Source organism: Stenotrophomonas sp. 62841_Sma (genome assembly GCF_056482945.1).
In genome coordinates this window covers 3,878,033-3,900,661 of record NZ_CM151224.1, presented here as the reverse complement: position 1 = coordinate 3,900,661, position 22,629 = coordinate 3,878,033, and the positions used below count along the sequence as shown (strand labels likewise).

Annotated in this window: 18 protein-coding genes and 1 tRNA gene; 4 read left to right on the top strand and 15 right to left on the bottom strand. The window is 66.9% G+C overall.

All coding sequences use genetic code 11. From position 1 onward, the window contains the following. Nucleotides 1-45 precede the first annotated feature (45 nt). From ACZK5G_RS18235 to rph, 6 genes are all read right to left on the bottom strand, one after another. The gene (locus ACZK5G_RS18235) at nt 46-420 is read right to left on the bottom strand and encodes a PilZ domain-containing protein (RefSeq protein ID WP_180838787.1); all 375 of its coding nucleotides are present in this window, start codon (nt 418-420) and stop codon (nt 46-48) included. Further along, nucleotides 417-2,696 carry a DUF1631 family protein gene (locus ACZK5G_RS18230; protein ID WP_277778968.1) on the bottom strand — a complete coding sequence of 760 codons (2,280 nt, stop codon included), beginning with the start codon at nt 2,694-2,696 and terminating at the stop codon, nt 417-419. Before ACZK5G_RS18230 ends, ACZK5G_RS18235 begins: the two co-directional genes overlap by 4 nt. Before the next feature lie 201 nt (nt 2,697-2,897). After that, nucleotides 2,898-4,124, bottom strand: coding sequence for a radical SAM family heme chaperone HemW (hemW, locus tag ACZK5G_RS18225; RefSeq protein ID WP_478464310.1), 1,227 nt, complete (start codon nt 4,122-4,124; stop codon nt 2,898-2,900). A 56-nt stretch (nt 4,125-4,180) separates the two neighbouring features. Further along, nucleotides 4,181-4,777 carry an RdgB/HAM1 family non-canonical purine NTP pyrophosphatase gene (gene rdgB, locus ACZK5G_RS18220; RefSeq protein ID WP_014038346.1) on the bottom strand — a complete coding sequence of 199 codons (597 nt, stop codon included), beginning with the start codon at nt 4,775-4,777 and terminating at the stop codon, nt 4,181-4,183. Beyond that, on the bottom strand, nt 4,774-5,163 hold the full coding sequence (locus tag ACZK5G_RS18215; RefSeq protein WP_049400723.1) for a VOC family protein: 390 nt from the start codon (nt 5,161-5,163) through the stop codon (nt 4,774-4,776). Before ACZK5G_RS18215 ends, rdgB begins: the two co-directional genes overlap by 4 nt. Further along, nucleotides 5,160-5,885 carry a ribonuclease PH gene (gene rph / locus ACZK5G_RS18210; protein ID WP_012512000.1) on the bottom strand — a complete coding sequence of 242 codons (726 nt, stop codon included), beginning with the start codon at nt 5,883-5,885 and terminating at the stop codon, nt 5,160-5,162. The genes ACZK5G_RS18215 and rph overlap by 4 nt, the downstream gene beginning before the upstream one ends. Before the next feature lie 124 nt (nt 5,886-6,009). Between rph and ACZK5G_RS18205 the strand changes: the two genes are divergently transcribed. Further along, entirely contained in the window at nt 6,010-6,870 is an 861-nt protein-coding gene (locus tag ACZK5G_RS18205) for a YicC/YloC family endoribonuclease (protein ID WP_019661992.1), read from the top strand. A 151-nt stretch (nt 6,871-7,021) separates the two neighbouring features. Here the strand turns inward: ACZK5G_RS18205 and ACZK5G_RS18200 are convergent, their stop codons facing one another. From ACZK5G_RS18200 to fdnG, 9 genes are all read right to left on the bottom strand, one after another. Continuing rightward, the gene (locus tag ACZK5G_RS18200) at nt 7,022-8,167 is read right to left on the bottom strand and encodes a Fic family protein (RefSeq protein WP_071228189.1); all 1,146 of its coding nucleotides are present in this window, start codon (nt 8,165-8,167) and stop codon (nt 7,022-7,024) included. A 182-nt stretch (nt 8,168-8,349) separates the two neighbouring features. After that, complete coding sequence (gene selD, locus ACZK5G_RS18195; protein ID WP_478464308.1) at nt 8,350-9,429, bottom strand: selenide, water dikinase SelD; 1,080 nt, start codon at nt 9,427-9,429, stop codon at nt 8,350-8,352. A gap of 26 nt (nt 9,430-9,455) precedes the next feature. Then, nucleotides 9,456-9,551, bottom strand: a tRNA-Sec gene (locus tag ACZK5G_RS18190). A gap of 24 nt (nt 9,552-9,575) precedes the next feature. Then, complete coding sequence (selB, locus tag ACZK5G_RS18185) at nt 9,576-11,507, bottom strand: selenocysteine-specific translation elongation factor (protein WP_478464306.1); 1,932 nt, start codon at nt 11,505-11,507, stop codon at nt 9,576-9,578. Beyond that, on the bottom strand, nt 11,504-12,928 hold the full coding sequence (selA, locus tag ACZK5G_RS18180; RefSeq protein WP_478464305.1) for an L-seryl-tRNA(Sec) selenium transferase: 1,425 nt from the start codon (nt 12,926-12,928) through the stop codon (nt 11,504-11,506). The genes selB and selA overlap by 4 nt, the downstream gene beginning before the upstream one ends. Before the next feature lie 4 nt (nt 12,929-12,932). Then, complete coding sequence (gene fdhE / locus ACZK5G_RS18175) at nt 12,933-13,916, bottom strand: formate dehydrogenase accessory protein FdhE (RefSeq protein ID WP_049400727.1); 984 nt, start codon at nt 13,914-13,916, stop codon at nt 12,933-12,935. Between the two features lie 352 nt (nt 13,917-14,268). Then, a complete protein-coding gene (locus ACZK5G_RS18170) occupies nt 14,269-14,916 on the bottom strand; it encodes a formate dehydrogenase subunit gamma (RefSeq protein ID WP_032127833.1) in 648 nt (215 codons plus the stop codon). Then, nucleotides 14,913-15,830 carry a formate dehydrogenase subunit beta gene (gene fdxH / locus ACZK5G_RS18165; protein ID WP_012481154.1) on the bottom strand — a complete coding sequence of 306 codons (918 nt, stop codon included), beginning with the start codon at nt 15,828-15,830 and terminating at the stop codon, nt 14,913-14,915. Before fdxH ends, ACZK5G_RS18170 begins: the two co-directional genes overlap by 4 nt. A 10-nt stretch (nt 15,831-15,840) precedes the next feature. After that, nucleotides 15,841-18,909 (bottom strand): formate dehydrogenase-N subunit alpha, encoded by a 3,069-nt coding sequence (gene fdnG, locus ACZK5G_RS18160; RefSeq protein WP_151194539.1) that lies wholly within the window; start codon nt 18,907-18,909, stop codon nt 15,841-15,843. A 291-nt stretch (nt 18,910-19,200) separates the two neighbouring features. On the opposite strand from fdnG, the gene gmk reads away from it, so the two are divergent. The 3 genes from gmk to ACZK5G_RS18145 all read left to right on the top strand — a co-directional run bounded on the left by gmk (nt 19,201) and on the right by ACZK5G_RS18145 (nt 22,545). Beyond that, nucleotides 19,201-19,866 carry a guanylate kinase gene (gmk, locus tag ACZK5G_RS18155; RefSeq protein ID WP_014038334.1) on the top strand — a complete coding sequence of 222 codons (666 nt, stop codon included), beginning with the start codon at nt 19,201-19,203 and terminating at the stop codon, nt 19,864-19,866. A 110-nt stretch (nt 19,867-19,976) separates the two neighbouring features. Next, the gene (gene rpoZ, locus ACZK5G_RS18150; RefSeq protein WP_005410877.1) at nt 19,977-20,276 is read left to right on the top strand and encodes a DNA-directed RNA polymerase subunit omega; all 300 of its coding nucleotides are present in this window, start codon (nt 19,977-19,979) and stop codon (nt 20,274-20,276) included. Between the two features lie 106 nt (nt 20,277-20,382). After that, complete coding sequence (locus ACZK5G_RS18145; RefSeq protein ID WP_019661980.1) at nt 20,383-22,545, top strand: RelA/SpoT family protein; 2,163 nt, start codon at nt 20,383-20,385, stop codon at nt 22,543-22,545. Nucleotides 22,546-22,629: the final 84 nt, after the last annotated feature.

The following is a 22,629-nucleotide window of genomic DNA, read 5'->3' as shown; positions in this document are numbered from 1 at the left end:
GATTCTGCCGCATACCGCGAAAAACCGCTGTGCCGGAACCGGCACTCAGACCGTCGAAACCGGTCCCTCGTCGCTGTCCTCGCCCACCCACTGGCGCAGCAGCTGCCGATGTTCGCGTGACAGGGTCAGGAAGCGGAAGCCGGTCCAGCTCTGGCCGGGAACGTGTGCGGGCTCGCTCCACAGCAGGTGCACGCCCACGTCGATGGCCTGCTGGCGGCCATCACCCAGCGGCAACGGGAAGCGCAGCTGGTACAGCGCATCCTCGCGCAGCGGCACGCTGGCCAGCATCAGCATGCCGGTTTCGGAGACATTGCCCAGGCGCCCGACCACGCACTCGCGCATCTGGTCGGTGACCGGCACCAGGTCCGAGACCTGGCGGCGCGGCGCGCGGCGGGTGTCCTGCGGCGGTACGGCTTTCATGCGGGGGTCTCCTGTGCGCGGCCCGTGGCCAGTGCGCGCAGCGCACCAAGGCTGGCTTCCCAGGCACGGTCGACCAGCCGGCCCTTGTCTTCGGTGACCAGTTGCGCGCGCCCGGCACTGATCTGCCGTGCCAGCGTATCCAGGTCGGTATCGGTGATCTTCTGCCCGCGTGGATTGACGAACAGGGCGTGGCCGGTCAGCAGGCTGTACCAGGACAGGCGCTGGCGGCGCAGCGTGCCATCACCGGTATCGATGTCGAACCAGCTGCCGAACGGCAGCGTGGACAGTTGCTGGTAGGCGGCTTCTTCGGCACTGCTGCGGGGCGTTGCAGGCGCCGTGCCGGTGGGCGCGCCGGCGTGTTCGCCGAGGCGCGCACGTGCCTTCAGGCGGGCACTGAGTTCGGTACGCGAGGTGCTTTCATCCTCGCCGCCGGGCGTGGCCAGCCTGCGCGCGACGGCGGCGGCTTCCTCGGCGTGGTAGCCGACCTGCAGCAGTGCGGCCTCCACGTCCGCTGCCAACGCGGTATCGGTGCCGCCTGGGGCGTCGATGGCCTGTGCGGTGATGGCAGCGATGCGCTCGGTCTGTTGCAGGCGTTCCTGCCACTGTGGCGAATCATCGCCATGGCGCAGGCGGGTGAGGGTCAGTGCATCGGCCCAGGCCTGGCGCAACAGGGTCTGCACGAAGCGCGGTGGCGACTGCGTGTCGCAGCACTGGTCGATCTGTGCGGTGGCCTGGCGACGGGCCAGTTCCAATCGTTCCTTGCCGCGCGCGGCCTCCACGTGGCGGCGCTCGGCCAGTTCGGCACGATGGGCCGCCGCGCGCTGGTGCTGCTGCACGTCTTCGTTGGCGGCGGCAAAGGCCTCCGGTGCGCGCGCATCCTGCCCCAGCAGGCCCTGCACGCTCTGCGCCATGCGCTGCAGCAGCTGCGGGTCGACATCGTCGTCGCCCAGCCAGTTGGCGCCGACTTCGGCGATCTGGTTGAGCAGCTCACGCGCGGGGTGTTCGTCGCGTACGAAGAAGCCCGGGTCGGCCATGGCCGCGCGTGCCAGGGGCACCTGCAGGCGGGCCAGCAGGGCGGCCGGCACCGGATCGGGACGTTGCTGCTGTTGCACCTGCTGCATCAGCATGCGCAGCAGGTCCAGGTTGTCCCGGTCGTGACTGCCCAGCTGGGCCTGCGCACCATGCTCGCTGCGCAGCTGCGCGACCACGGCGGCCTGCAGGTCGGCCACGCCGGTTGCCGCACTGGACTGAGCCTGCAGGCGCGCGAGTACCGCGTCGACTGCCGCGCTGGGCACTGCGCCGCTGTCCGCCGGGGCAGGGTTGGCGTGCCGGGCCTGCTGCAGCAGCTCATGCAAAGCACTGCCGGTGGATGTGGTCACGCCCGGCGTGGCGGGGCCGGCTGCGCCACCCTCGTGGAAGGCGTCCTGTACCAGGCTGGACCAGGAGCCGGCCGGTGCCGAACCGTTCCAGCCGGTCAGGGGGGCCGCGCTGCGCTTGGCCGGCTGTGTGGTGCGGCCACCACCCACCGACTGGGTGATGATCCGCCGCGTGCTCGACGAGCGTGCCAGGTAGGGGGTGTAGACCAGCCCCGGCAGTACGCCGGACTGGGCCAGCAGGGCATTGGCACGGTCAAGGATATCGCCCAGCCGTTCCAGCACCTGCCGTTCGAAACTGCGATACAGCGCCAGCTGTACCTCGACGCTCAGCGCGTCCTGTTCGGCAATCCGGCGCACCATCGCGCACAGTGCCTGCGGCGCCAGCGGCAGGGTGTCGGCCTCGAAGGCCGGCGCCGCCGCCAGTACCCCCAGGCGTTGGCCGAGCAGGTTCAGTGTGTTGGTTGAACGCAGGGTTTCGCGCCGTACCATCTCGGTCAGCAGCAGGTCGCGATCCACTTCGTGCTCATCAACCAGCGACAGCCCGAGCATGCCCGGCAGCGCTGGCGGCGTAGCACTGGTGCTGACACCGTTGGCCGGTTCGCGCAACCGTGCGAGGGCGTCGGCAACGGCATCGAGCATGCGGTCGGCGAAGTGGCCAGCGAAGGCGTGCAGCTGTCCACGCTGGGCCATCAGCTCGGCCTGCTGCTGCGGATTGCGTGCGCGATCGGCGTCGTGCAGCAGGGTCTGCTCCAGCGCTTCGACAGTCAGGATCAGGGGCGCGGCCAGCGTCTGCCGGCACAGGCCGATCAGCGCGCCCAGCAGCTCACGTACCCGCGGTGGCAGGTCGCTGGCGGCCAGGCGGTTCTTGTCGGCAGGAGTGATGGAAAAGACAGCTGACATCGGCAGGCGGTATCCGGATTCCCGCGGATCGATCTGGTGAATCTACCGTGTCGGCCGCTGTCGGCGCTACTTTAGGGCGAATGTGCATCCCGTTCGCCAGGCATGGCCCGACCGATGAACGGTAGTGCCGGCCGCTGGCCGGCAATCCGCGCCGATCGAGCTGCCGGCCAGCGGCCGGCACTACCCCCTGTCAGGCGAGGATCACTCCTCCAGGAACAGGCTCACCACATCGTTGGTGAAACGGCGGCCCAGTTCGGTCGGCTGCACATGGCCATCGGTCACGTCCAGCCAGCCGCGCTGCACGGCCTCGGCCAGCGGTGCATCCAGCACGCTGCGCGACAGCCCGGTACGCGACTCGAAATCGCGCAGGCCGAAGCCTTCGTGCAGGCGCAGCAGATTCAGCATGTATTCGAAAGGCAGGCGCTCAGGCGCGATCACATCGTCACCCCCGAACGAGGCCGGGGTGCCCGCGCTGTCCAGATAAGCCTGCGGATGCTTCAGCTTCCAGCGTCGCAGCACGTGTTCCTCGGCGCCCGAGCTGATCTTGCCGTGCGCGCCGGCACCGATGCCCAGGTAATCGCCGAAGCGCCAGTAGTTCAGGTTGTGCGCGCTCTGCCGGCCAGCGCGTGCGTAGGCGCTCACCTCGTACTGGCCGAAGCCTGCCTGCGCCAGCAGGGCCTGGCAGTGTTCCTGCATGTCCCAGGCGTTGTCTTCATCGGGAATGCCCTGCGGCGGCCGCGCGAAGAACACCGTGTTCGGTTCCAGGGTCAGCTGGTAGTGCGAGATATGCGCCGGCTGCAGCGCGAACGCACGTTCCAGATCGGCCTCGGCACCGGCCAGGGTCTGTTCCGGCAGTGCGTACATCAGGTCGATGTTGAAGTTGTCGTAACCCGCGTCCTGCGCCATCTTCACCGCGCGCTCGGCTTCGCCACTGTCGTGGATGCGGCCCAGGCGCTTGAGCATGGCGTCGTCGAAACTCTGGATGCCGAAGCTGAGGCGGTTCACGCCGGCTGCGCGGTAGCGGTCGAAACGGCCATGCTCGGCCGTGCCCGGGTTGGTTTCCAGGGTGATTTCGGCATTGGGCGCGAAGCGCAGGCGTGCGCTGGCCTGTTGCAGGAAACGGTCGATTGCTTCCGGCGGGAACAGGCTGGGCGTGCCGCCACCGAAGAACACGCTGTGCACCACCCGGCCCCAGACCAGCGGCAGGTCCTGGTCGAGGTCGCGCAGCAGCGCATCGATGTAGGCATCGAACGGCAGCTCGCCCTTGGCCTGGTGCGAATTGAAATCGCAGTACGGGCATTTGCGCACGCACCACGGCAGGTGCACGTACAGCGACAGCGGGGGCGGTACCAGGCGCGGCGCGGCGTTGTGATCCGCCGAGCAGGCTTCGCCGGGCAGGTGGTTGCAGTGGTCGTGGGCGTGCGGCATGGGCTTCTTCGGTAGTGCCGGCCGCTGGCCGGCTTCCCTGGTTCGATCGGGTGGCGTCAGTACAGCGTCGCCAGCTGCTGCTTGAGCTGCTGCAGGGCAATGGCACGGTGGCTGATGGCGTTCTTCAGTGCCGGCTCCATCTCCGCAGCGGTCAGGCCGTGGGTGGTGTCCAGGAACACCGGGTTGTAGCCGAATCCATTCGTGCCGCGCAGTTCACGGATGATCTGGCCCTCCCAGCGACCTTCGCAGATCAGCGGCTGCGGATCGGTGGCGTGGCGCAGCAGCACGATCACCGCATAGAAGCGGGCACCGCGCTGGCCATCGGGAACGTCGGCCATCGCCTCCAGCAGCTTGGCGTTGTTGGCCGCGGCATTGGTCGGGTGGCCGGCATAGCGCGCGCTGTACAGGCCGGGTGCACCGCCGAGGGCATCGACGATCAGGCCGGAATCATCGGCCAGCGCCGGCAGGCCGGTCGCTTCGCAGGCCGCGCGCGCCTTCAGCAGCGCGTTCTCTACGAAGGTCAGGCCGGTTTCTTCCACGTCGCCCAGGCCCAGCTCGGCGGCCGAGGTGATCTGCAGCGGCAGGTCGGCGAGGATCTCCTGCATCTCCACCAGCTTGCCGGCGTTGTGGCTGGCCAGTACCAGTTTCTTCATTGACGGGGCTCCAGCAGGTCCCAGGTGTTGCCATACAGATCGCGGAACACCGCGACCGTTGCATAGGGTTCTTCGCGCGGCGCTTCCAGGAATTCGACCCCGGCGGCCAGCATCGCCGTGTGGTCGCGGTGGAAGTCGTCGGTGTTGAGGAAGAAGGCGACGCGGCCACCGGTCTGGTTGCCGATGCGGCTGCGCTGTTCCTCGTCGCTGGCACGGGCCAGCAGCAGGGCGGCAGCGCTGCCGTCGGTCGGGCCCACCACCACCCAGCGCTTGTGGCCCTGGTCGATGTCCTCCAGCAGCGCGAAGCCGAGCTTGCCGGTGTACCAGGCAATGGCTTCGTCGTAGTCGGCCACCACCAGGGTGGTCAGGGCGATGCGCCGGTTCATGCCGACAGCGCCGCCTGCTGTGCGTCCAGCAGCTCGCGCACGCCCTTTTCGGCCAGGCCCAGCAGCGCGTCCAGCTCGTCGCGACGGAAGGCATGGCCTTCGGCGGTGCCCTGCAGCTCGATGAAGCCGCCGCCGTCGTTCATCACCACGTTCATGTCGGTGTCGCAGTCGCTGTCTTCGGCGTAGTCCAGGTCCAGCACCGGGGTGCCGCGGTAGACGCCTACCGACACCGCGGCCACTGCGCCCAGGATCGGGTTGCGCTTGATGTCGCCGCGCTTCATCAGCACGTTCACCGCATCGACCAGCGCCACGTAGGCGCCGGTGATGGCGGCGGTGCGGGTGCCGCCGTCGGCCTGCAGCACGTCGCAGTCGAGGGTGATGGTGCGCTCGCCCAGCGCGTTGCGGTCCACGCAGGCACGCAGGCTGCGGCCGATCAGGCGCTGGATTTCCAGCGTGCGGCCGCCCTGCTTGCCACGGGCGGCTTCACGGTCGCTGCGGGTGTGGGTGGCGCGCGGCAGCATGCCGTACTCGGCGGTCACCCAGCCTTCGCCCTTGCCGCGCAGGAAGCCCGGCACGCGGTTCTCGACGCTGGCGGTGCACAGCACACGGGTTTCACCGAAGCACACCAGCACCGAACCTTCGGCGTGGCGGGTGAAGCCGCGTTGGATGACGACCGGGCGGAGCTGGTCGGGCTGGCGGCCGCTGGGGCGGGAATCGGACATGGTGCGGGTTCCGTAATGGCGAGGGAGTACGCCGCCACGCCCGCGGCCTTCACGGGGCGGGCAAGGGGGCTCTGGTGAGGGCGCTAGGGTACCATTCCCCCTTTGCACGCACCGGACACAATCCATGATTCGAAGCATGACCGCCTACGCCGGCGGCGAGCGGGTCACCCCGTGGGGCACGCTGGGCTGCGAGCTGCGCTCGGTCAACCACCGCTTCCTGGAGGTCGGCACCCGCCTGCCCGAGGAACTGCGGGCGCTCGAGCCGCAGCTGCGCGAGCGTATCGCCGCACGCCTGAGCCGCGGCAAGCTGGATCTGGTGATGCGCCTGCGCGCGCCGGAAGCGGCCGCCAACCTGCAGGTGGACGAGGCCCTGCTGGGTCAGCTGGGCCGCCTGGCGCACCGCCTGACCTCCGATTTCCCCAACCTGCAGGTCAGCTTCACCGACCTGCTGCAGCTGCCGGGCGTCACCCGCGGCGAGGCCACCGATGCCGCTGCCCTGCAGGTCGAGGCACTGGCCCTGCTGGACCAGGTGCTGGACGGATTCGTCGAGGCCCGTGAGCGCGAAGGCGGCAAGTTGTCGGCCGCCATCAGCGAACGCGTGGACGGTATCGAACGCATCGCTACCGAAGTGCGCACCTTGATTCCGGCCATTCGCGACGGCCAGCGCGCCAAGCTTGCCGCACGCCTGGCTGACCTGCCGCACCCGGTCGACCCCGGCCGCGCCGAGCAGGAGCTGGTGCTGTGGCTGCAGAAGCTGGACGTGGATGAAGAGCTGGACCGCCTCGGCAGCCACATCGTCGAGATCCGCCGCGTGCTCAAGCAGCGTGAGCCGGTTGGCCGCCGCCTGGACTTCCTGCTGCAGGAGTTCAACCGCGAAGCCAACACGCTGGGCTCGAAGTCGGTGGACAGCCGTACGTCCAATGCTGCGGTGGAGCTGAAGGTGCTGATCGACCAGATCCGCGAACAGGTGCAGAACATCGAGTGATAGGGCGTGGCCGGGCGTGCCGTCAGGTCATCGAAGATGCGTGCCCTGGCGGTTGGGACGAGCGTGTGATGGGTGATCATTGATCCGCCTGGGTACGCATTTGGGGGATATTCAACGTCTCCCCTTCGATGCGCGGGCTGCGCCTACCTCCCTAGCGCTGCAGCAGTTCGGTGTATTGCTTGTAGCTGAACTGCTGGTTCCGTTTCTGATTCCCGGTACCGACAAGGACGTCAACGCTTTGCAGGACTTTGACAGCCGCGCTGGCGGTGGGAAATGTCACCCCCAGCCTTTCAGCTGCAAATGTAATGGTGAAGCGCGGCATCGTAGGCAGCATTTCGAACAAGCGGATCGCCTGCACCGTGCCGTCTTTCGCAGCCATGACCTTTCTCCGGTCGGCTGCGATGAGTGAGGCGATGTCGATGATGTTTCTTTGGGCGTTCTCGGCGGCTTCGGTCGTGCAGTCGAGGAAGAAGCGGATCCAACTCTCCCAGTCGCCATCGGCGCGGATGGCCGACAGGAGCCGGTAGTACTCGTCTTGATGTTTCTTGAGTTCGCCAGAGACATAGAGCAGTGGCTCCGGCAGCAGCTTCCAGTCTTCCAGCAATGCTGCAATCAGCAAGCGGCCTATGCGCCCATTGCCATCAAGGAACGGGTGGATCGTTTCGAACTGTGCATGGATCAAGGCAATGCGGACCAGAGGAGGAAGGTCTGTCGTAGGCTCGTGGATATAGCGCTCCATCTCACCCAGCAACCGTCCGACTTCCATGTGAGGAGGGGGGACGTAAAGAGCATTGCCTGGCCGGGTACCTGCGATCCAGTTCTGGGAGCGGCGCACTTCACCAGGTAACTTCTGCTCGCCGCGCGCACTGTTCAAAAGGATGCTATGTGCTTCGCACAGCAGGCGCGTTGAGATCGGCAGGCCCCAATCGTGTTTCAGCTGGTCTCGCACATACGCGAACGCTTGCAGGTAATTCGTCACGTCGCTGACGTCTGTGGTACTGGCCACGTCGATTCCGGATTCTTGATCCAGCAGATCCGTCAGTGTCGCCTGAGTGCCCTCCATCTGGGAGGTCAACAAGGCCTCCTTGCGGATGGAGCTGTAGATCAGCCATTCAGCAGAAGCGACCAAACCTGACATGGCGGAGAGCCGTCCCAGCGCCGCCTCGGCTGCCGCATTGGCCATGTAGCAAGCAGGATCAAGGGGCGGCATCGTGGGCGGCAATGGATGGGGCACGAAGGCCTTGACAAGCTCGCCGCCCGAATCGGTGGTGGTGTAAGTGCCGGTGGTCCTGGGCATTTGCGCTCCTGGCGAGGCGTTGTTAAAGGGATCTTTAAGAATCCCGGCCGCTATTAAAGCATGCTTTAATAGTGCTGAGGTTGCTCCCAGTGGCACGTTATCCGAGCAAACCGATGAAGTGGTGCCGCCGCCATGGCTGCGGATCTCAACGACGGGGGATGCGCGCCCGAGGCAAGAACATCTCAAACCACGCTGACGCCCGCCGCTCCCTCGCTCAAGCGCCCCAGCACGGCCGCCTGGCCGAACCCCGCGTCGTGGAAACAGGCCAGCACCGCATCCACCGCTTCCGGCGCACAGGACACCAGCAGGCCGCCGCTGGTCTGCGGGTCGGTCAGCAGTGGCTGCCAGTGGGTGGCCAAGCCTTCGGCGAAGCGCACCTCGGCGCCGTACGAGGCCCAGTTGCGGTTGGAGGCGCCGGTTACGCAGCCACGTTGCAGCAGGTCCAGGGTCTGCGGCAGCAGCGGCACCTGTGCACTATCCACCTCGGCGGCCACGCCACTGGCGCGGCACACCTCCAGCAGGTGGCCGAGCAGGCCGAAGCCGGTGACGTCGGTCATGGCATGCACGCCGTCCAGAGCGGCAAGGGGCAGGCCCACGCTGTTCAGGCGGGTGGTCGACTCGATCATCTGCCGGTAGCCCTCGGCATCCAGCACTTCTTTCTTCAGCGCCGACGAATACACGCCCACGCCCAATGGCTTGCCCAGCACCAGCACATCGCCGGCGCGGGCATCGGCATTGCGCTTGAGCCGCTGCGGATCGAGCACGCCGATCGCGGCCAGGCCGTAGATGGGTTCCACCGAATCGATGCTGTGGCCACCAGCCACCACGATGCCGGCATCAGCGCAGGCGCGTTCGCCACCCTGCAGGATGCCGCGGATGGTGTCCTGCGGCAGGCTGTTGATCGGCATGCCGACGATGGCCAGCGCGAACAGTGGCCGCGCGCCCATCGCGTACAGGTCCGACAGCGCATTGGTGGCGGCGATGCGGCCGAAGTCGAACGGGTCGTCGACGATCGGCATGAAGAAATCGGTGGTGGCGACGATCGCCTGCCGGTCATCGAGGCGGTACACCGCGGCGTCGTCGCTGGTCTCGCGGCCGACCAGCAGTTCGGCCGGTGCGGGAAGCGCTGGAACGCCACGCAGCAGTTCGGTCAGCACACCCGGCGCGATCTTGCAGCCGCAGCCACCGCCATGCGCGAGAGACGTCAGTCGTTGCGGGGCATCGGCCGTTGAAGGAGCGGGGGACTGCGCGTGCGTGGCCATGCCGACATCTCCTGCGGAAACACGAATGGCGGAAGGCAGCAGGAGTCGAACCTACCAGGGAACGATCGACGCCCCCTACTGGGTTTGAAGCCCAGCCGCATGCCCGGATGCGCATGCCTTCCGAAAGTACGGCGGTACCGGTGGGCTCAGTCGCGGGCCGCGTTCCACTGCAGGTCGCCGCGCGGCCGATGCTGGTCACCGACGCGTCGAGTGTAGCCAACGCGATTGAAGAACTCCAAGATCTGGATGCTGCGTTTGCGGCCCAGGCCGATGGCATCGCGGAACGCCGCCGCATCCACCGTGCCGCTGGCCTGTGACAGCTGCGCGACGATAGCAGCGAGTTCCGCAATGCGCGCGGGTGAATAGAACAAGTCCGGTACCACCTGGAACAGTTCACCACGTGCGGCGGCGCGGCGCAGGACGGCGCGGACCTCGTCTTCGGCCAGTCCGGCGTCGGCGGCCAGGGTGCGCACCCACGGTGGATCGAAGCCACCGGCATGCAGTTGCGGCAGCACGCGTTCCAGCAGAAGGCGTTCGCGTTCCGGCGGCGCATGGTCATGGCCGGGCAGGCGCCACCACGCGCCCACGCGCTGCAGCGTGCCATCGGCCAGCAGATCCTGCAGCAGCGCATTCCAGAGGCTCGCTGCAAGCGAGGGCAGGGTGCTGCGCTGCAGGCGTCCGCTGTCGACGCCGGGTTCGTCCGGGCGTCGTTCATGCCAGCCGCGCAGCGAGGCGATCACCTGCTCGCGCAGCGCCTGCCAGTGCGAGGCGAGGATGATCACCGCGTCATCGCGGGTAGCGATGCGTCGCGTGTCCTCGGGCAGGTCGATGCGGTCGGCAGCGCGTCGGCAATAGCGTTGCAACGCGGTGAGGGGAATGCCGGCAGGTGCCTGCTGCAGCAGCGGGACAACACCGGCACCGGCCGCCAGCTGCTCCAGTGCCCCCAGCCAGGCCAGCCGCGCAGGACTGCGCCGACGCCGCTGCGGAGGATCCGGATCGAGCACGACGCCACCGCCCAGCGTGTGGGTCGCGGCGGAATCGCGGGCGATGAAGCGATCGCCACACATCGCGCAGACCTCTGCATCGAACACCAGCTGCACCAACTGACCATCGCCTTGGTCGTGGTCTTCCAGCAGCACCACATGGGCCTGCCGGTGCATCGTGCCCCAGTGGATGTGCAGCGGTGACCAGTCGCGCAGTGGCGGCGCCAGTGCGGAAAGTCGCAGGCGCACGTCGACGCGGGTAGTGGCCAGCAGCGCGCGTGGATCGGCAATCCAGTCGCCACGGCGGATGTCGTCGCGGGCGATGGCGGCCAGGTTCAGTGCGCAGCGTTGCCCAGCCATCGCGTGCTCGCTGGCCTGGTTCTGCGCATGGATGCTGCGTACGCGCACGTCGGTGGCGGCTGGCATCAGCTGCAGATGCTCACCCACCGCGGCGATGCCGCCATGCACCGCGCCGGTTACCAGTGTGCCGTGGCCGGCCAGCGAGAACACGCGATCCACCGGCATGCGGAACAGTTCGCTGCGCAGTTCGGCCTGGCGTGTGCTGGCATCGTCCTCCGCCCATGCGTGCAGCTGGGTACGCAGTGCGCTGATGCCGGCATCGTCGGGTGCGGTGCTGTTGCAGGCGAACAGAGGAGAATCCTGCAGCGGTGTCGCGGCCAGCAGCGCGGCAATCTCGATCTCGACCCGGGCGAGGCGTGCCGCATCCACACGGTCGATCTTGGTCAGCGCCACCGCGCCGCGATCCACGCCCAGCAGCTGCAGGATGGCCAGATGCTCGCGGGTCTGTGGCATCACGCCGTCGTCGGCAGCGATCACCAGCAGGGCGACATCGATACCCGTGGCGCCGGCCACCATCGTGTGCACGAAGCGCTCATGGCCAGGCACGTCGACGAAACCCAGCGTCGCAGCCGGGCCTTCGGCGTCCCTGCTTTCCACCGGGACATAGGCATAGCCCAGTTCGATCGATATACCGCGCGTTCGCTCTTCCTGCAGGCGATCGGTTTCGATGCCGGTCAGTGCGCGTACCAGGCTGGTTTTGCCATGGTCGATATGCCCGGCGGTGCCGACGATCATGCCTGCAGCGTGCTCCACTGGGCGAGGAAGTCGGCTTCGTCGGCCGGTTCCAGGCAGCGCAGGTCCAGCCACAGCGCGTCATCGGCAATGCGGCCCAGCACGGGCCGCGGCAGCTGACGCAAGCGCTTGGCCAGGCGATCCAGTCCGCCACGGCGCGCGCTGGTAATGCGCAGTCCGGCGCTGGCCAGCTGCGCCTGTGGCTGGGCGCCGCTGCCGATCTGGCTCTGCATTGGTGACTGTTCAAGATCGTAGTCGGCCGCCAGGGCGGAACGCATCGGCTGCAGCAGGCGCTGAGCCTGCACATCGATGTCCTCCTGCATGCGTGACAGGGTGCGCAGGGTCGGCAGCCGCTGTGCCAGCAGCTCCGGCTCGCGGTACAGGGCCAGCACCGCTTCCAGTGCGGCCAGGCCCATCTTGTCCATGCGCAGTGCCCGCTTCAGCGGGTTGCGGTTGATCCGCGCGATCAGGTCGGCGCGGCCGGCGATGATGCCGGCCTGCGGACCACCCAGCAGCTTGTCGCCACTGAACGACACCAGATCGGCGCCGGCCGCCAGCGTTTCCTGCACGGTGGGCTCGTGCGGCAGGCCGAAGGCCGCCAGATCACACAGGCTGCCACTGCCTAGGTCCACCACCAGCGGCAGGCCATGCTCGTGCGCGATCGCGGCCATCGCCGCGGTGTCGACCTTGGCGGTGAAGCCGGTGATCGCGTAGTTGCTGGCGTGCACCTCCATCAGCAGTGCAGTGCGCGCGCTGATGGCATTGGCGAAGTCGGCCGGGTGAGTGCGGTTGGTGGTGCCCACTTCCAGCAGCCGCGCGCCGGCACTGCGCATCACATCGGGAATGCGGAAGGCGCCACCGATCTCCACCAGCTCGCCGCGTGACACCACCACGTCGCGACGGTTGGCCAGGCTGTTGAGCAGCAGCAGGACCGCCGCTGCATTGTTGTTGACCACAGTGGCGGCTTCAGCGCCGGTCAGTTCGCAGATCAATGCCTGCACCCGTGCATCGCGGTCGCCGCGACGGCCGCGGCTGATGTCGAATTCAAGATCCACCGGCGCGGTCATCGCGCGGGTGACCGCGTGCACGGCGCCATCGGGCAGCAAGGCGCGGCCGAGATTGGTGTGCAGCACGGTGCCGGTCAGATTGAACATCGGCTGCAGATCCTGCCGTGCGTCAGCGGCCAGTGCGGCCTCGACTGCTGCCACCAGCGCCGGGCCGTCAACCGCTTCCTGCAGCTGCGTGGCCGAGAGCTGGCCGGCGCTGATACGGTCGCGCAGCACCTGCAGGTGCGAACGCAGCAGCTGGGTGATACGGCTGCGGCCGTGGCCCTCGATCAGCGCTGCCAAGGCAGGCAGACGCAGCAACCGGTCCAGCGAGGGCAGGGCAGCGGCCGATGCCGGGGTGGGGGGCGTGGCTGTCATCGCCTCACTCGCCGTCGGATTGCCACAGCAGCGGATTCTGGCTGGCGCGCGCATACCCTTCCTCGCCCAGCAGCAGGTCCAGCGCCAGCGTGCCGAGGTCGTCGGCCACCGGCTCCAGCGACGGGTCTTTCTCCAGATACAGGATCTTGCGGTAGCTGTGGCAGTGGTCGCAGGTCTCGGCACGGACCGCGCTCTCGCGCACCGCCTCGCCGCTGTCGCCGTCCACATCGGCCAGGGCGCGATAGGCGATGTCCTTGCCAGCGGCACCACACTGGCTGCACTGCACGCGTACGTAGTGCCACTGGCAGGCACACAGCGAGCACGACAGGTAGCGGTAGGAGGCATAGGGCGGCCGCGCCTGCACCACGCTGACCACCGGCAGGGTGCCGCACAGCGGGCACAGCCCCGGTGCATCGGCCAGCGGCTTCAGCTCGGTGGGGCGGAAGCTGTCCGCCAGCACCGCCCAGTAGACCTGCAGCGCGTTCATCACCAGCAGCGCAGCCACCGCATCCACCGACGGCGCGTCATCACGCTCCAGCACCGCATGCGCCTGCGCATCCAGCCACCCGTCATCGGCAGCAGCAACGCGCTGCAGTTCCTGGCGGGTTTCCGCCGGCAGGCCGGCTTCTTCAGCGCAGTGCTGGCATAACGTGCGCAGCCAGCCGCGCCAACAGCCATCCAGCTGAAGTGTGTTGGCCGGCCGCAACGGCATCCCGGCGCCGGCCGCCGCACTCGACTGCTGTGCACGCGCCTGTGCCTGAAGTTCCTCGCGTTGCTGCGGTGTCAGATCCTCCAGCAGCGCCTGCTGCGCATCGGCCAACGCCGCCAGCAGCTGCAGGTAACCACCGATGGCACTGTGTGCAGCCAGACTGCGCAGGCGGTCCGCACGTCCGGCAAACAGCGACGCGGTATCGGGCAGGATGATGCGCGGAACATCGCGCGAGGCCAGCGTCTCGATCTCACCGGGTTCAAGGATGCGTTGCGCCATGCAGGGCCAGCCAGAAGAACCAGGCTCCATCCTCGCCGTTGTCGACGCTGGCGTCCAGCGTGTCGAGGCAAAGCAGTCGAGCATCGCTCGACTCTACAAAAGCCGGTTTCGATCATTGCCATGTTCATCGTGTCGACCAAGGTCGACACCCACCAAAAGCACCGGGAAACTGTCGAAGGCGGGGTGGGTCCGGTTGCGGGGGCGTGAGCCGCATGGATGCGGCGACCGAGCTTACATGGACGTACTTGCAGCGGCCCCCGCAACCGGACCCACCCCGCCATTCCCCAGGAAACCCGCTCTTGACGTTGATGTTGACGTTGATCCAGCGGGTGCAGGGCCGCAGGCCCTGCCGCTACCCCTCTTCCCGCCGTCCGCGCAGGATGTCCCGGAACCACTGCCGGTGATGCTTGTACGCCCACCCGTAGGTCACCTTGCCCTGGGTCATCGCCCGCACCGAGCCCTTGATCCAGATCGCTGCATAGATGTGCACCACGATCGCGCACACCAGCACCCAGCCGAACAGCGCGTGGGCCAGCACCGAGAAGCGGATCACCCCGATCGGAAAGAAGTGGCTGAAGTACTGCCGCCAGATCACGAAGCCGGTCAGCAGCAGCGCCGACAGGCAACCGATGATGGCCCAGAACAGCAGCTTCTGGCCGGCATTGAAGCGGCCCACCGGCGGCAGCTTCTCATCCTCGTTGCGCAGTACATCGCGCATGCCGCGCATCCACTTGCCATCGTCGGCGGTCGGCAGATTGTCGCGCCACATGCGGAACGCCAGCAGCGCAAAGCCCACCACCATGGCCAGGCCGATGAACGGGTGCAGGATGCGCGTCCATGGCCCACCGCCAAACAACTGGGTCAGCGGGAACAGGGCAGGGTGGAACAACGCCAGCCCGGACAGCGCGGTCAACACGAAGCAGATCGCCACAATCCAGTGATTGATGCGGGTCGGCGCGCGGTAGCGGATGATCTGCCGCGGGTGCGGGGCGTACTTCATGGCCGCTGCTCCTCTTCGATCTTCTTCGCCTCGTGCTCGGCTTCCTCTTCTTCCTCGTCATTGACCGTGTTGCGGCCGATGCCGATGTAATGCAGGAAGCCGGCGAAGGCGGTAGCGGCAATCGCCAGCACGCCCAGCGGCTTGGCCACGCCCTTCCACACCTCCACCATCGGGCTGATGCGCGGGTCCTTCGGCAGGTCGGCATACAGTTCCGGCTTGTCCACGTGCTGCAGCACGTACATCACATGGGTGCCGCCCACACCCTGCGGGTCGTACAGGCCGGCGTTCTCGTAGCCGCGCGATTTCAGGTCTTCTACGCGGCCGGCGGCATGCTCGGTCATTGCCTGCTTGCTGCCGAAGGTAATCGCACCGGTCGGGCAGGTCTTCACGCAGGCCGGTTCCTGGCCCACCGCCACCCGGTCCGAACACAGCGTGCACTTGTAGGCCTTGTGGTCCTTCTTGGAGATGCGCGGCACGTCGAACGGGCAACCGGTCACGCAGTAGCCGCAGCCGATGCAGTTCTCTTCCTGGAAGTCGACGATGCCGTTGGCGTACTGGATGATCGCGCCCGGCGACGGGCAGGCCTTCAGGCAGCCCGGATCGCTGCAGTGCATGCAGCCTTCCTTGCGGATCAGCCACTCCAGCTTGCCCTTCTCGTCCTCGTACTCGCGGAACTTCATCACCGTCCACGACTGTTCGCTCAGGTCGGGCGGGTTGTCGTAGCTGCCAACGCAGCTGCCGACCTCGTCGCGCAGATCATTCCACTCCATGCAGGCGACCTGGCAGGCCTTGCAGCCGATGCACTTGCTCACATCGATCAGCTTGGCGACCTGGCCGGTGTGCGCGCCACGCGCCTCCGGCGAGGGCGTGGTGGTGGCCGAGCGGCGGATGATGTCCAGGGATTGCAGTGACATGGCGTGTCTCCTACACCTTCTCGACCTTGACCAGGATGCACTTCGATTCGGGCGTCTGCGAGTTGCCGTCACCGATGGCGTTGGTCAGCGTATTGGCGATGTATCCGGGCTTGGCCGCACCGAGGAAACCCCAGTGGATCGGCACGCCCACCTGGTGCACGGTTCTGCCATCAATCTGCAGGGCCTTGATGCGCTTGGTCACCATCGCCACCGCTTCGATATGCCCGCGCTTGGAACTGACCCGCACGCGGCTGCCGTTGTTGATGCCCAGCTCGTCGGCCAGGGCCGCGCCGATCTCGACGAACTGCTCGGGCTGGATGATGGCGTTCAACTTGCCGTGCTTGGTCCAGAAGTGGAAATGCTCGGTCAGGCGGTAGGTGGTGGCTACATGCGGGAACTCGTCCGGCGAACCGATCTGTGCGCGATCGCTGGCGAACACGCGCGCCGCCGGGTTGTTCAACGTCAGTGCCTGGCCCGGGCTGAGCGGGTTGCTGCGCAGCGGTGTATCGAACGGTTCGTAGTGCTCCGGGAACGGGCCCTCGGCCATGCCGGCCTTGGCGAAGAAGCGGGCGATGCCTTCCGGATTCATGATGAACGGGCCCATGCCCCCGGCGGGATCTTCATCGGCCTTGAAGTCCGGCACGTCCACGCTGCCCCAGTTCTTGCCGTTCCAGGCCAGCAGCGTGCGCCGCGGATCGAACGGCTGGCCGGCCACGTCACACGAGGCGCGGTTGTACATCACCCGGCGATTGGCCGGCCACGCCCAGGCCCAGCCCAGCGTGTTGCCGATGCCGGTGGGGTCGCTGTTGTCACGTCGCGCCATCATGTTGCCGGTCGGGCCCCAGGCGCCGATGTAGATCCAGCAGCCGGAGGAGGTGCTGCCGTCGTCGCGCAGGTCGCCGAATGCCGCCAGCTGCTCGCCGGCCTTGCGCACCAGCTTGGTCGGGTCCTTCGGATCGAACACGTCGGCCAGTGCCTTGCCGTTGTATTCCATCGCCAGTTCTTCCGGCGTCGGCAGTTCCGGGTTGGAGTACTTCCAGGCCAGGTCGCGCACCGGCTCCCACCACGCACCGCCGTCCTTCTCGTACATCGCTTTGATGCGATGGAACAGCTCGGACATGATCTCGATGTCGCTGCGCGCTTCGCCCGGCGGGTTGGCCCCCTTCCAGTGCCATTGCAGCCAGCGCGAGGAGTTCACCACCGCGCCGTTTTCCTCGGCGAAGGAAGTGGTCGGCAGGCGGAATACTTCGGTCTGGATCGTGCTCGGGTCGACGTCGTTCAACGCACCGTGGTTCTGCCAGAAGGCAATGGTCTCCGTCTCCAGCGGGTCCATGCTGACCATGAACTTCAGCTTGGAGAACGCGCTGATCAGCTTGCCCTTGTTCGGCGCCGAGGCCAGCGGGTTGAAGCCCTGGCAGATGTAGCCGTGGATCTTGCCCTCGTTCATCAGCTCGTACGCCTGCAGCATGTCGTACGGCTTGTCGAGCTTGGGCAGATGGTCGAAGCACCAGTTGTTGTCGGCGGTAGCGGCGTCGCCCCACCACGACTTCATCAGGCTGACGTGGAACTTCGGGTAGTTCTGCCAGAACGACATCTGGTTGGCGCGCAGCGGCTTCTGCGTGCGCTTGGCGATGTAGGCGTCATAGTCCTGCTCGTCCTGCTTCGGCAGGGTCAGGTAGCCGGGCAGCAGGTCGGACATCAGGCCGATGTCGGTCAGGCCCTGGATGTTGGAATGCCCGCGCAAGGCGTTCATGCCGCCACCGGCCACGCCGATGTTGCCCAGCAGCAGCTGCACCATGGTGCCGGCGCGCACGTTCTGCGCACCGATCGAATGCTGCGTCCAGCCCAGCGCGTACAGGATGGTCATCGCCTTGTCCTTGCCGGCGGTGGACGCGATCATGTCCCAGACCTGGCGGATGCTGTCGGCGGGCGTGCCGCAGATGCGTTCGACCATCTCCACGGTGTAGCGCGCGTAGTGCTGCTTGAGCAGGGTGTAGACGCAGCGCGGGTCCTTCAGCGTCGGGTCGCTGCGCACGAAGCCATCGTCACCGTACGCGTAGTCCCAGCTGGAGCGGTCGTAGCTGCGCTTCTCTTCGTTGTAGCCCGAATACAGGCCGTCCTTGAAAGCGAATTCATCCTTCACCAGGAACGACATGTCGGTGTAGTTCAGCACGTACTCGTGCTGGATGCGGTCCTCGGTCAACAGGTAGTTGATCAGACCGCCCAGGAACACGATGTCGGTGCCGGTACGGATCGGCGCATACACGTCGGCCACCGCGGCCGAGCGGTTGAAGCGCGGATCGACCACGATCAGCCGGGCCTTGTTGTGTGCCTTGGCCTCGGTCACCCATTTGAACCCACACGGATGCGCCTCGGCGGCATTGCCACCCATGATCAGGATCAGGTCGGCATTCTTGATGTCGACCCAGTGATTCGTCATCGCACCACGGCCTAGCGTCGGGGCAAGACCTGCCACCGTCGGGCCGTGTCAGACACGTGCCTGGTTGTCGAATGCCAGCATGCCAAGGGAGCGCACGACCTTGTGGGTCAGCACCGCGGTTTCATTGCTGGTCGCCGAGGCCGCCAGCATGCCGGTGGTCAGCCAGCGGTTGACCGTCTGCCCGGCCTCGTTCTTCTGCACGAAGTTGGCATCGCGGTCTTCCTTCATCAGCCGCGCGATGCGGTCCAGCGCATCGTCCCAGCTCAGCCGCTTCCACTCGTTCGAGCCCGGCGCGCGGTACTCGGGGTAGAGCAGGCGCGACTTGCTGTGGATGATGTCGGCCAGGCCGGCACCCTTCGGGCACAGCGTGCCGCGGTTGACCGGATGGTCCGGGTCACCCTCGATATGGAAGATGCTCGGCTCGGCGTTCTTGGCGCCATCGCCGAGGCTGTACATCAGGATGCCGCAGGCCACCGAACAATACGTACAGGTGTTGCGGGTCTCGGTCGCGCGGGTCAGCTTGTACTGCCTGACCTCCGCGAGCGCGATGCCGGGCGCGAAGCCCATCAATGCCAGGCTGGAGCCGACCAGGGTTGTCCCGGTCACTTTCAGGAACTGGCGGCGGCTCATCGATGGCATGCCGTTCTCCTGGGATGGCGGGGAGGCGCAGGCCTCCGGGCTGTCGTTGGGTACGGCCCGGTTATAGCACAGGCCCCCGCATGCCCATGTGGCACAAGGCCCGGCGCCTGCCGGACGGGCGCGCAACGCGGCCGCTCTGGTAAAGTTGCGTGCCCGCCCCCCCGGGGAAGCGTCTGCCGGGCCTGGTTCCAGGATGTTCCGCGCAGCCCCCGCCGTCCTGGCGCGATCCTCCGCGCCGGATCTGGAACACCGAGGAAAAATTTTGCGAAATCAACCAGTTGGGTTCCGCGCATGAGCGCCCCGTCGAAGCCGTCGGACGCCGTTGCGCGCGGCACGCTGTACATCGTTGCCGCCCCGTCCGGCGCCGGCAAGAGCAGCATCGTCAATGCCACCCTGGCGCGTGACCCGCAGATCGCCCTGTCGATCTCCTTCACCTCGCGCGCGATGCGCCCGGGTGAGGTGAATGGCCAGCACTACCATTTCGTCTCTGCGGAGAAGTTCGAGGAAATGATCGCCGCCGGCGACTTCTTCGAGCATGCCTGGGTGCACGGTGACTGGAAGGGCACCGCCCGCCAGTCGGTGGAGCCGCAGCTGGCCGCCGGCCAGGACGTGCTGCTGGAAATCGACTGGCAGGGCGCGCAGCAGGTACGCCAGCTGGTGCCGGGCACGGTCACCGTGTTCATCCTGCCGCCGTCCAAGCAGGCCCTGCAGGACCGCATGCGCAAGCGCGGCCAGGACAGCGAGGCGGTCATCGCCCAGCGCCTGGGCGCCGCCCGTGACGAGATGCTGCACTTCAACGAGTTCGACTACGTCATCGTCAACGAGGTGTTCGACACCGCCGTGGACGAACTGTGCGCCATCTTCACCGCCAGCCGCCTGCGCCGGGAGGCCCAGAAGGTCCGCCACGCAGGCCTGATCCAGGCCTTGTTGACCCCCGATCCGGGCGCAACTGACTGATTCCAAAAGAATCGGGTAGGGGCTGGCTTGATTTTGTCCAGCCCCTGCCAGTACACTCCGTCCCCTTTCCCTCATTCGACTGAGCGGCCGACCGGTCGCCGGGAGCCCGTATGGCCCGCATCACCGTAGAAGATTGCCTGGAAGTCGTTAACAACCGTTTCGAACTGGTCATGATGGCTTCCAAGCGTGCCCGCCAGCTCGCCAACGGCGTGCAGGCCACGCTGGACAACAGCGAGACCGAGGACAAGCCGACCGTGCTGGCGCTGCGCGAAATCGCTGCCCGCAAGATCGACAACGCGCTGATCGACGAAGTCGAGAAGGCCGAGCGTGAGCGCGCAGAGCGCGAAGCGCTGGAGTGGGCTGCCGCGGAAGTGGTCGCCGACGAAGACATGTCCAAGAACGACGATTGATCGCATCGATCAACGTAATCGTTGGATGTGCCGAACAGCCCGCCCCGTGCGGGCTGTTTCGCATTCAGGATTTGCCGTAAACGTCGCGCTGGAATAGGCTTCGGGCATGAACCCAGGCCCCACTGCCAAGGTCGCCGCAGCCCCCGCTGCCGCCGTACCCGACTACGTCCTCCAGCTTGAACGCGCCGCCCATTACCTGCCGCCGGAACAGCTGCCGCTGTTGCGCCGTGCCTGGGAAGTCGGAGCCGCCGCACACGCCGGGCAGACGCGCAAGTCGGGCGAGCCCTATATCACCCATCCGGTGGCCGTGGCCCAGGTGCTGGCCGAGCTGGGCCTGGACGTGGAAGCGCTGATCGCCGCGATCCTGCACGACACCATCGAAGACACCCCGCTGACCCGTGAGGCGCTGGCCGCCGAGTTCGGCGAAGCCGTGGCCGAACTGGTCGACGGCGTGACCAAGCTGGACAAGCTGAAGTTCCGCGACCGCCAGGAAGCGGCCGCCGAGAGCTTCCGCAAGATGCTGCTGGCGATGTCGCGCGACCTGCGCGTGATCATGATCAAGCTGGCCGACCGCCTGCACAACATGCGCACGCTGGGCGCGCAGAGCCGCGAAGCGCGCGGCCGCATCGCCCGCGAGACGCTGGAGATCTACGCGCCCATCGCCCAGCGCCTGGGCATGAGCCTGGTCAAGAGCGAGCTGCAGAACCTCGGCTTCAAGGCGCTGTATCCGTGGCGCCACGCGATCCTGGAAAAGCACATCCGCAGCCAGCCGGTGGTCCGCCGTGAAGCGCTGGCGCAGGTGGAAGTGCAGCTGTCGCAGCGGTTGGCGAAGGAAGGCATCGAGCACCGCCTGGTCAGTCGCATCAAGACCCCGTGGAGCATCTACAACAAGATGCGCGACGAGAACAAAACCTTCGACCAGGTGATGGACGTGTTCGGCTTCCGCCTGGTGGTGCGCAGCGTGCCCAGCTGCTACCACGCGCTGGGTTCGGTGCATGCAACGTTCAAGCCGCTGGATGGGCGTTTCCGCGATTTCATCGCCATTCCCAAGGCCAACGGTTACCAGTCGCTGCATACGGTGCTGTTCGGGCCGTATGGTTCGCCCATCGAAGTGCAGATCCGCACCGAAGAGATGGACCTGATCGCCGAACGTGGCGTGGCCGCGCACTGGACCTACAAGTTCGGCGGCGATTCACCGAACAGCGCGCAGAGCCGCGCACACGCCTGGATCGTTGAACTGATCGACTCGCAGCGTGCCGCCGGTTCCTCGCTGGAGTTCCTCGACAACGTCAAGGTCGACCTGTTCCCGGACGAGGTCTACCTGTTCACCCCGAAGGGCAAGATCCTGGCCCTGCCGCGCAATTCCACCGCGCTGGACTTCGCCTACGCCGTGCATACCGACGTCGGCAACATGGCCGTGGCCTCGCGCGTGGACAAGAAGCTGGTGCCGTTGCGCACCAAGCTGGTGTCGGGCCAGTCGGTGGAGATCATCACCGCACGCTCGGCCACGCCGAAACCGCAGTGGCTGGAATTCGTGGTTACCAGCAAGGCGCGCACCGCCATCCGCCACCAGCTCAAGCAGCTGGAGCACGAAGACGCCGTGCAGCTCGGCCACCGCATGCTCGACCGTGCGCTGGAGGCGATGGATTCCTCGTTGGAGCGGCTGCCGAAGGGGCGCCTGGATGCGTTCCTCGCCGAGCACCGCTTCCCGCGCCTGGAGGCGCTGCTGGCCGAAGTCGCACTGGGCAACTGGATGCCGACGCAGGCTGCACAGGCGCTGATGGCCTACGCCGAACTGCGTGGCGGCCCGCATTCGCGCCACCACTCGCAGGAAAAGATCCTGATCAACGGCAGCGAGCGCGGCGTGGTCACCTTCGCCGGTTGCTGCCAGCCGATTCCCGGCGACGAGATCATGGGCTACCACACCGCCGGCAAGGGCATCGTGGTGCACCGCATGGACTGCCCGAACCTGGCCGAGCTGCGCAAGTCGCCCGAGCGCTGGGTGCCGATCGGCTGGGACACCACCGTTTCCGGTGACTACGACACCTCGCTGGTGGTGGAAGTGGAGAACGGCACCGGCGTGCTGGCGCAGCTGGCCGCCGCCATCGCGCAGAGCCATTCCAACATCGAGCGGGTGGACTACCTTGACCGTGATTTCAATGCCGCCGTGCTGGCGTTCAACATCCAGGTGCGCGACCGCAACCACCTGGCCGAAGTGATGCGCCGCCTGCGCCGCCTGTCGGTCGTGCAGTCGGTACGCCGCCAGTAATGCGAACCCGGTAGTGCCGGCCGCTGGCCGGCAACTTCGCGGTGCTTCCGACGTTCATGGGTTTGCCGGCCAGCGGCCGGCACT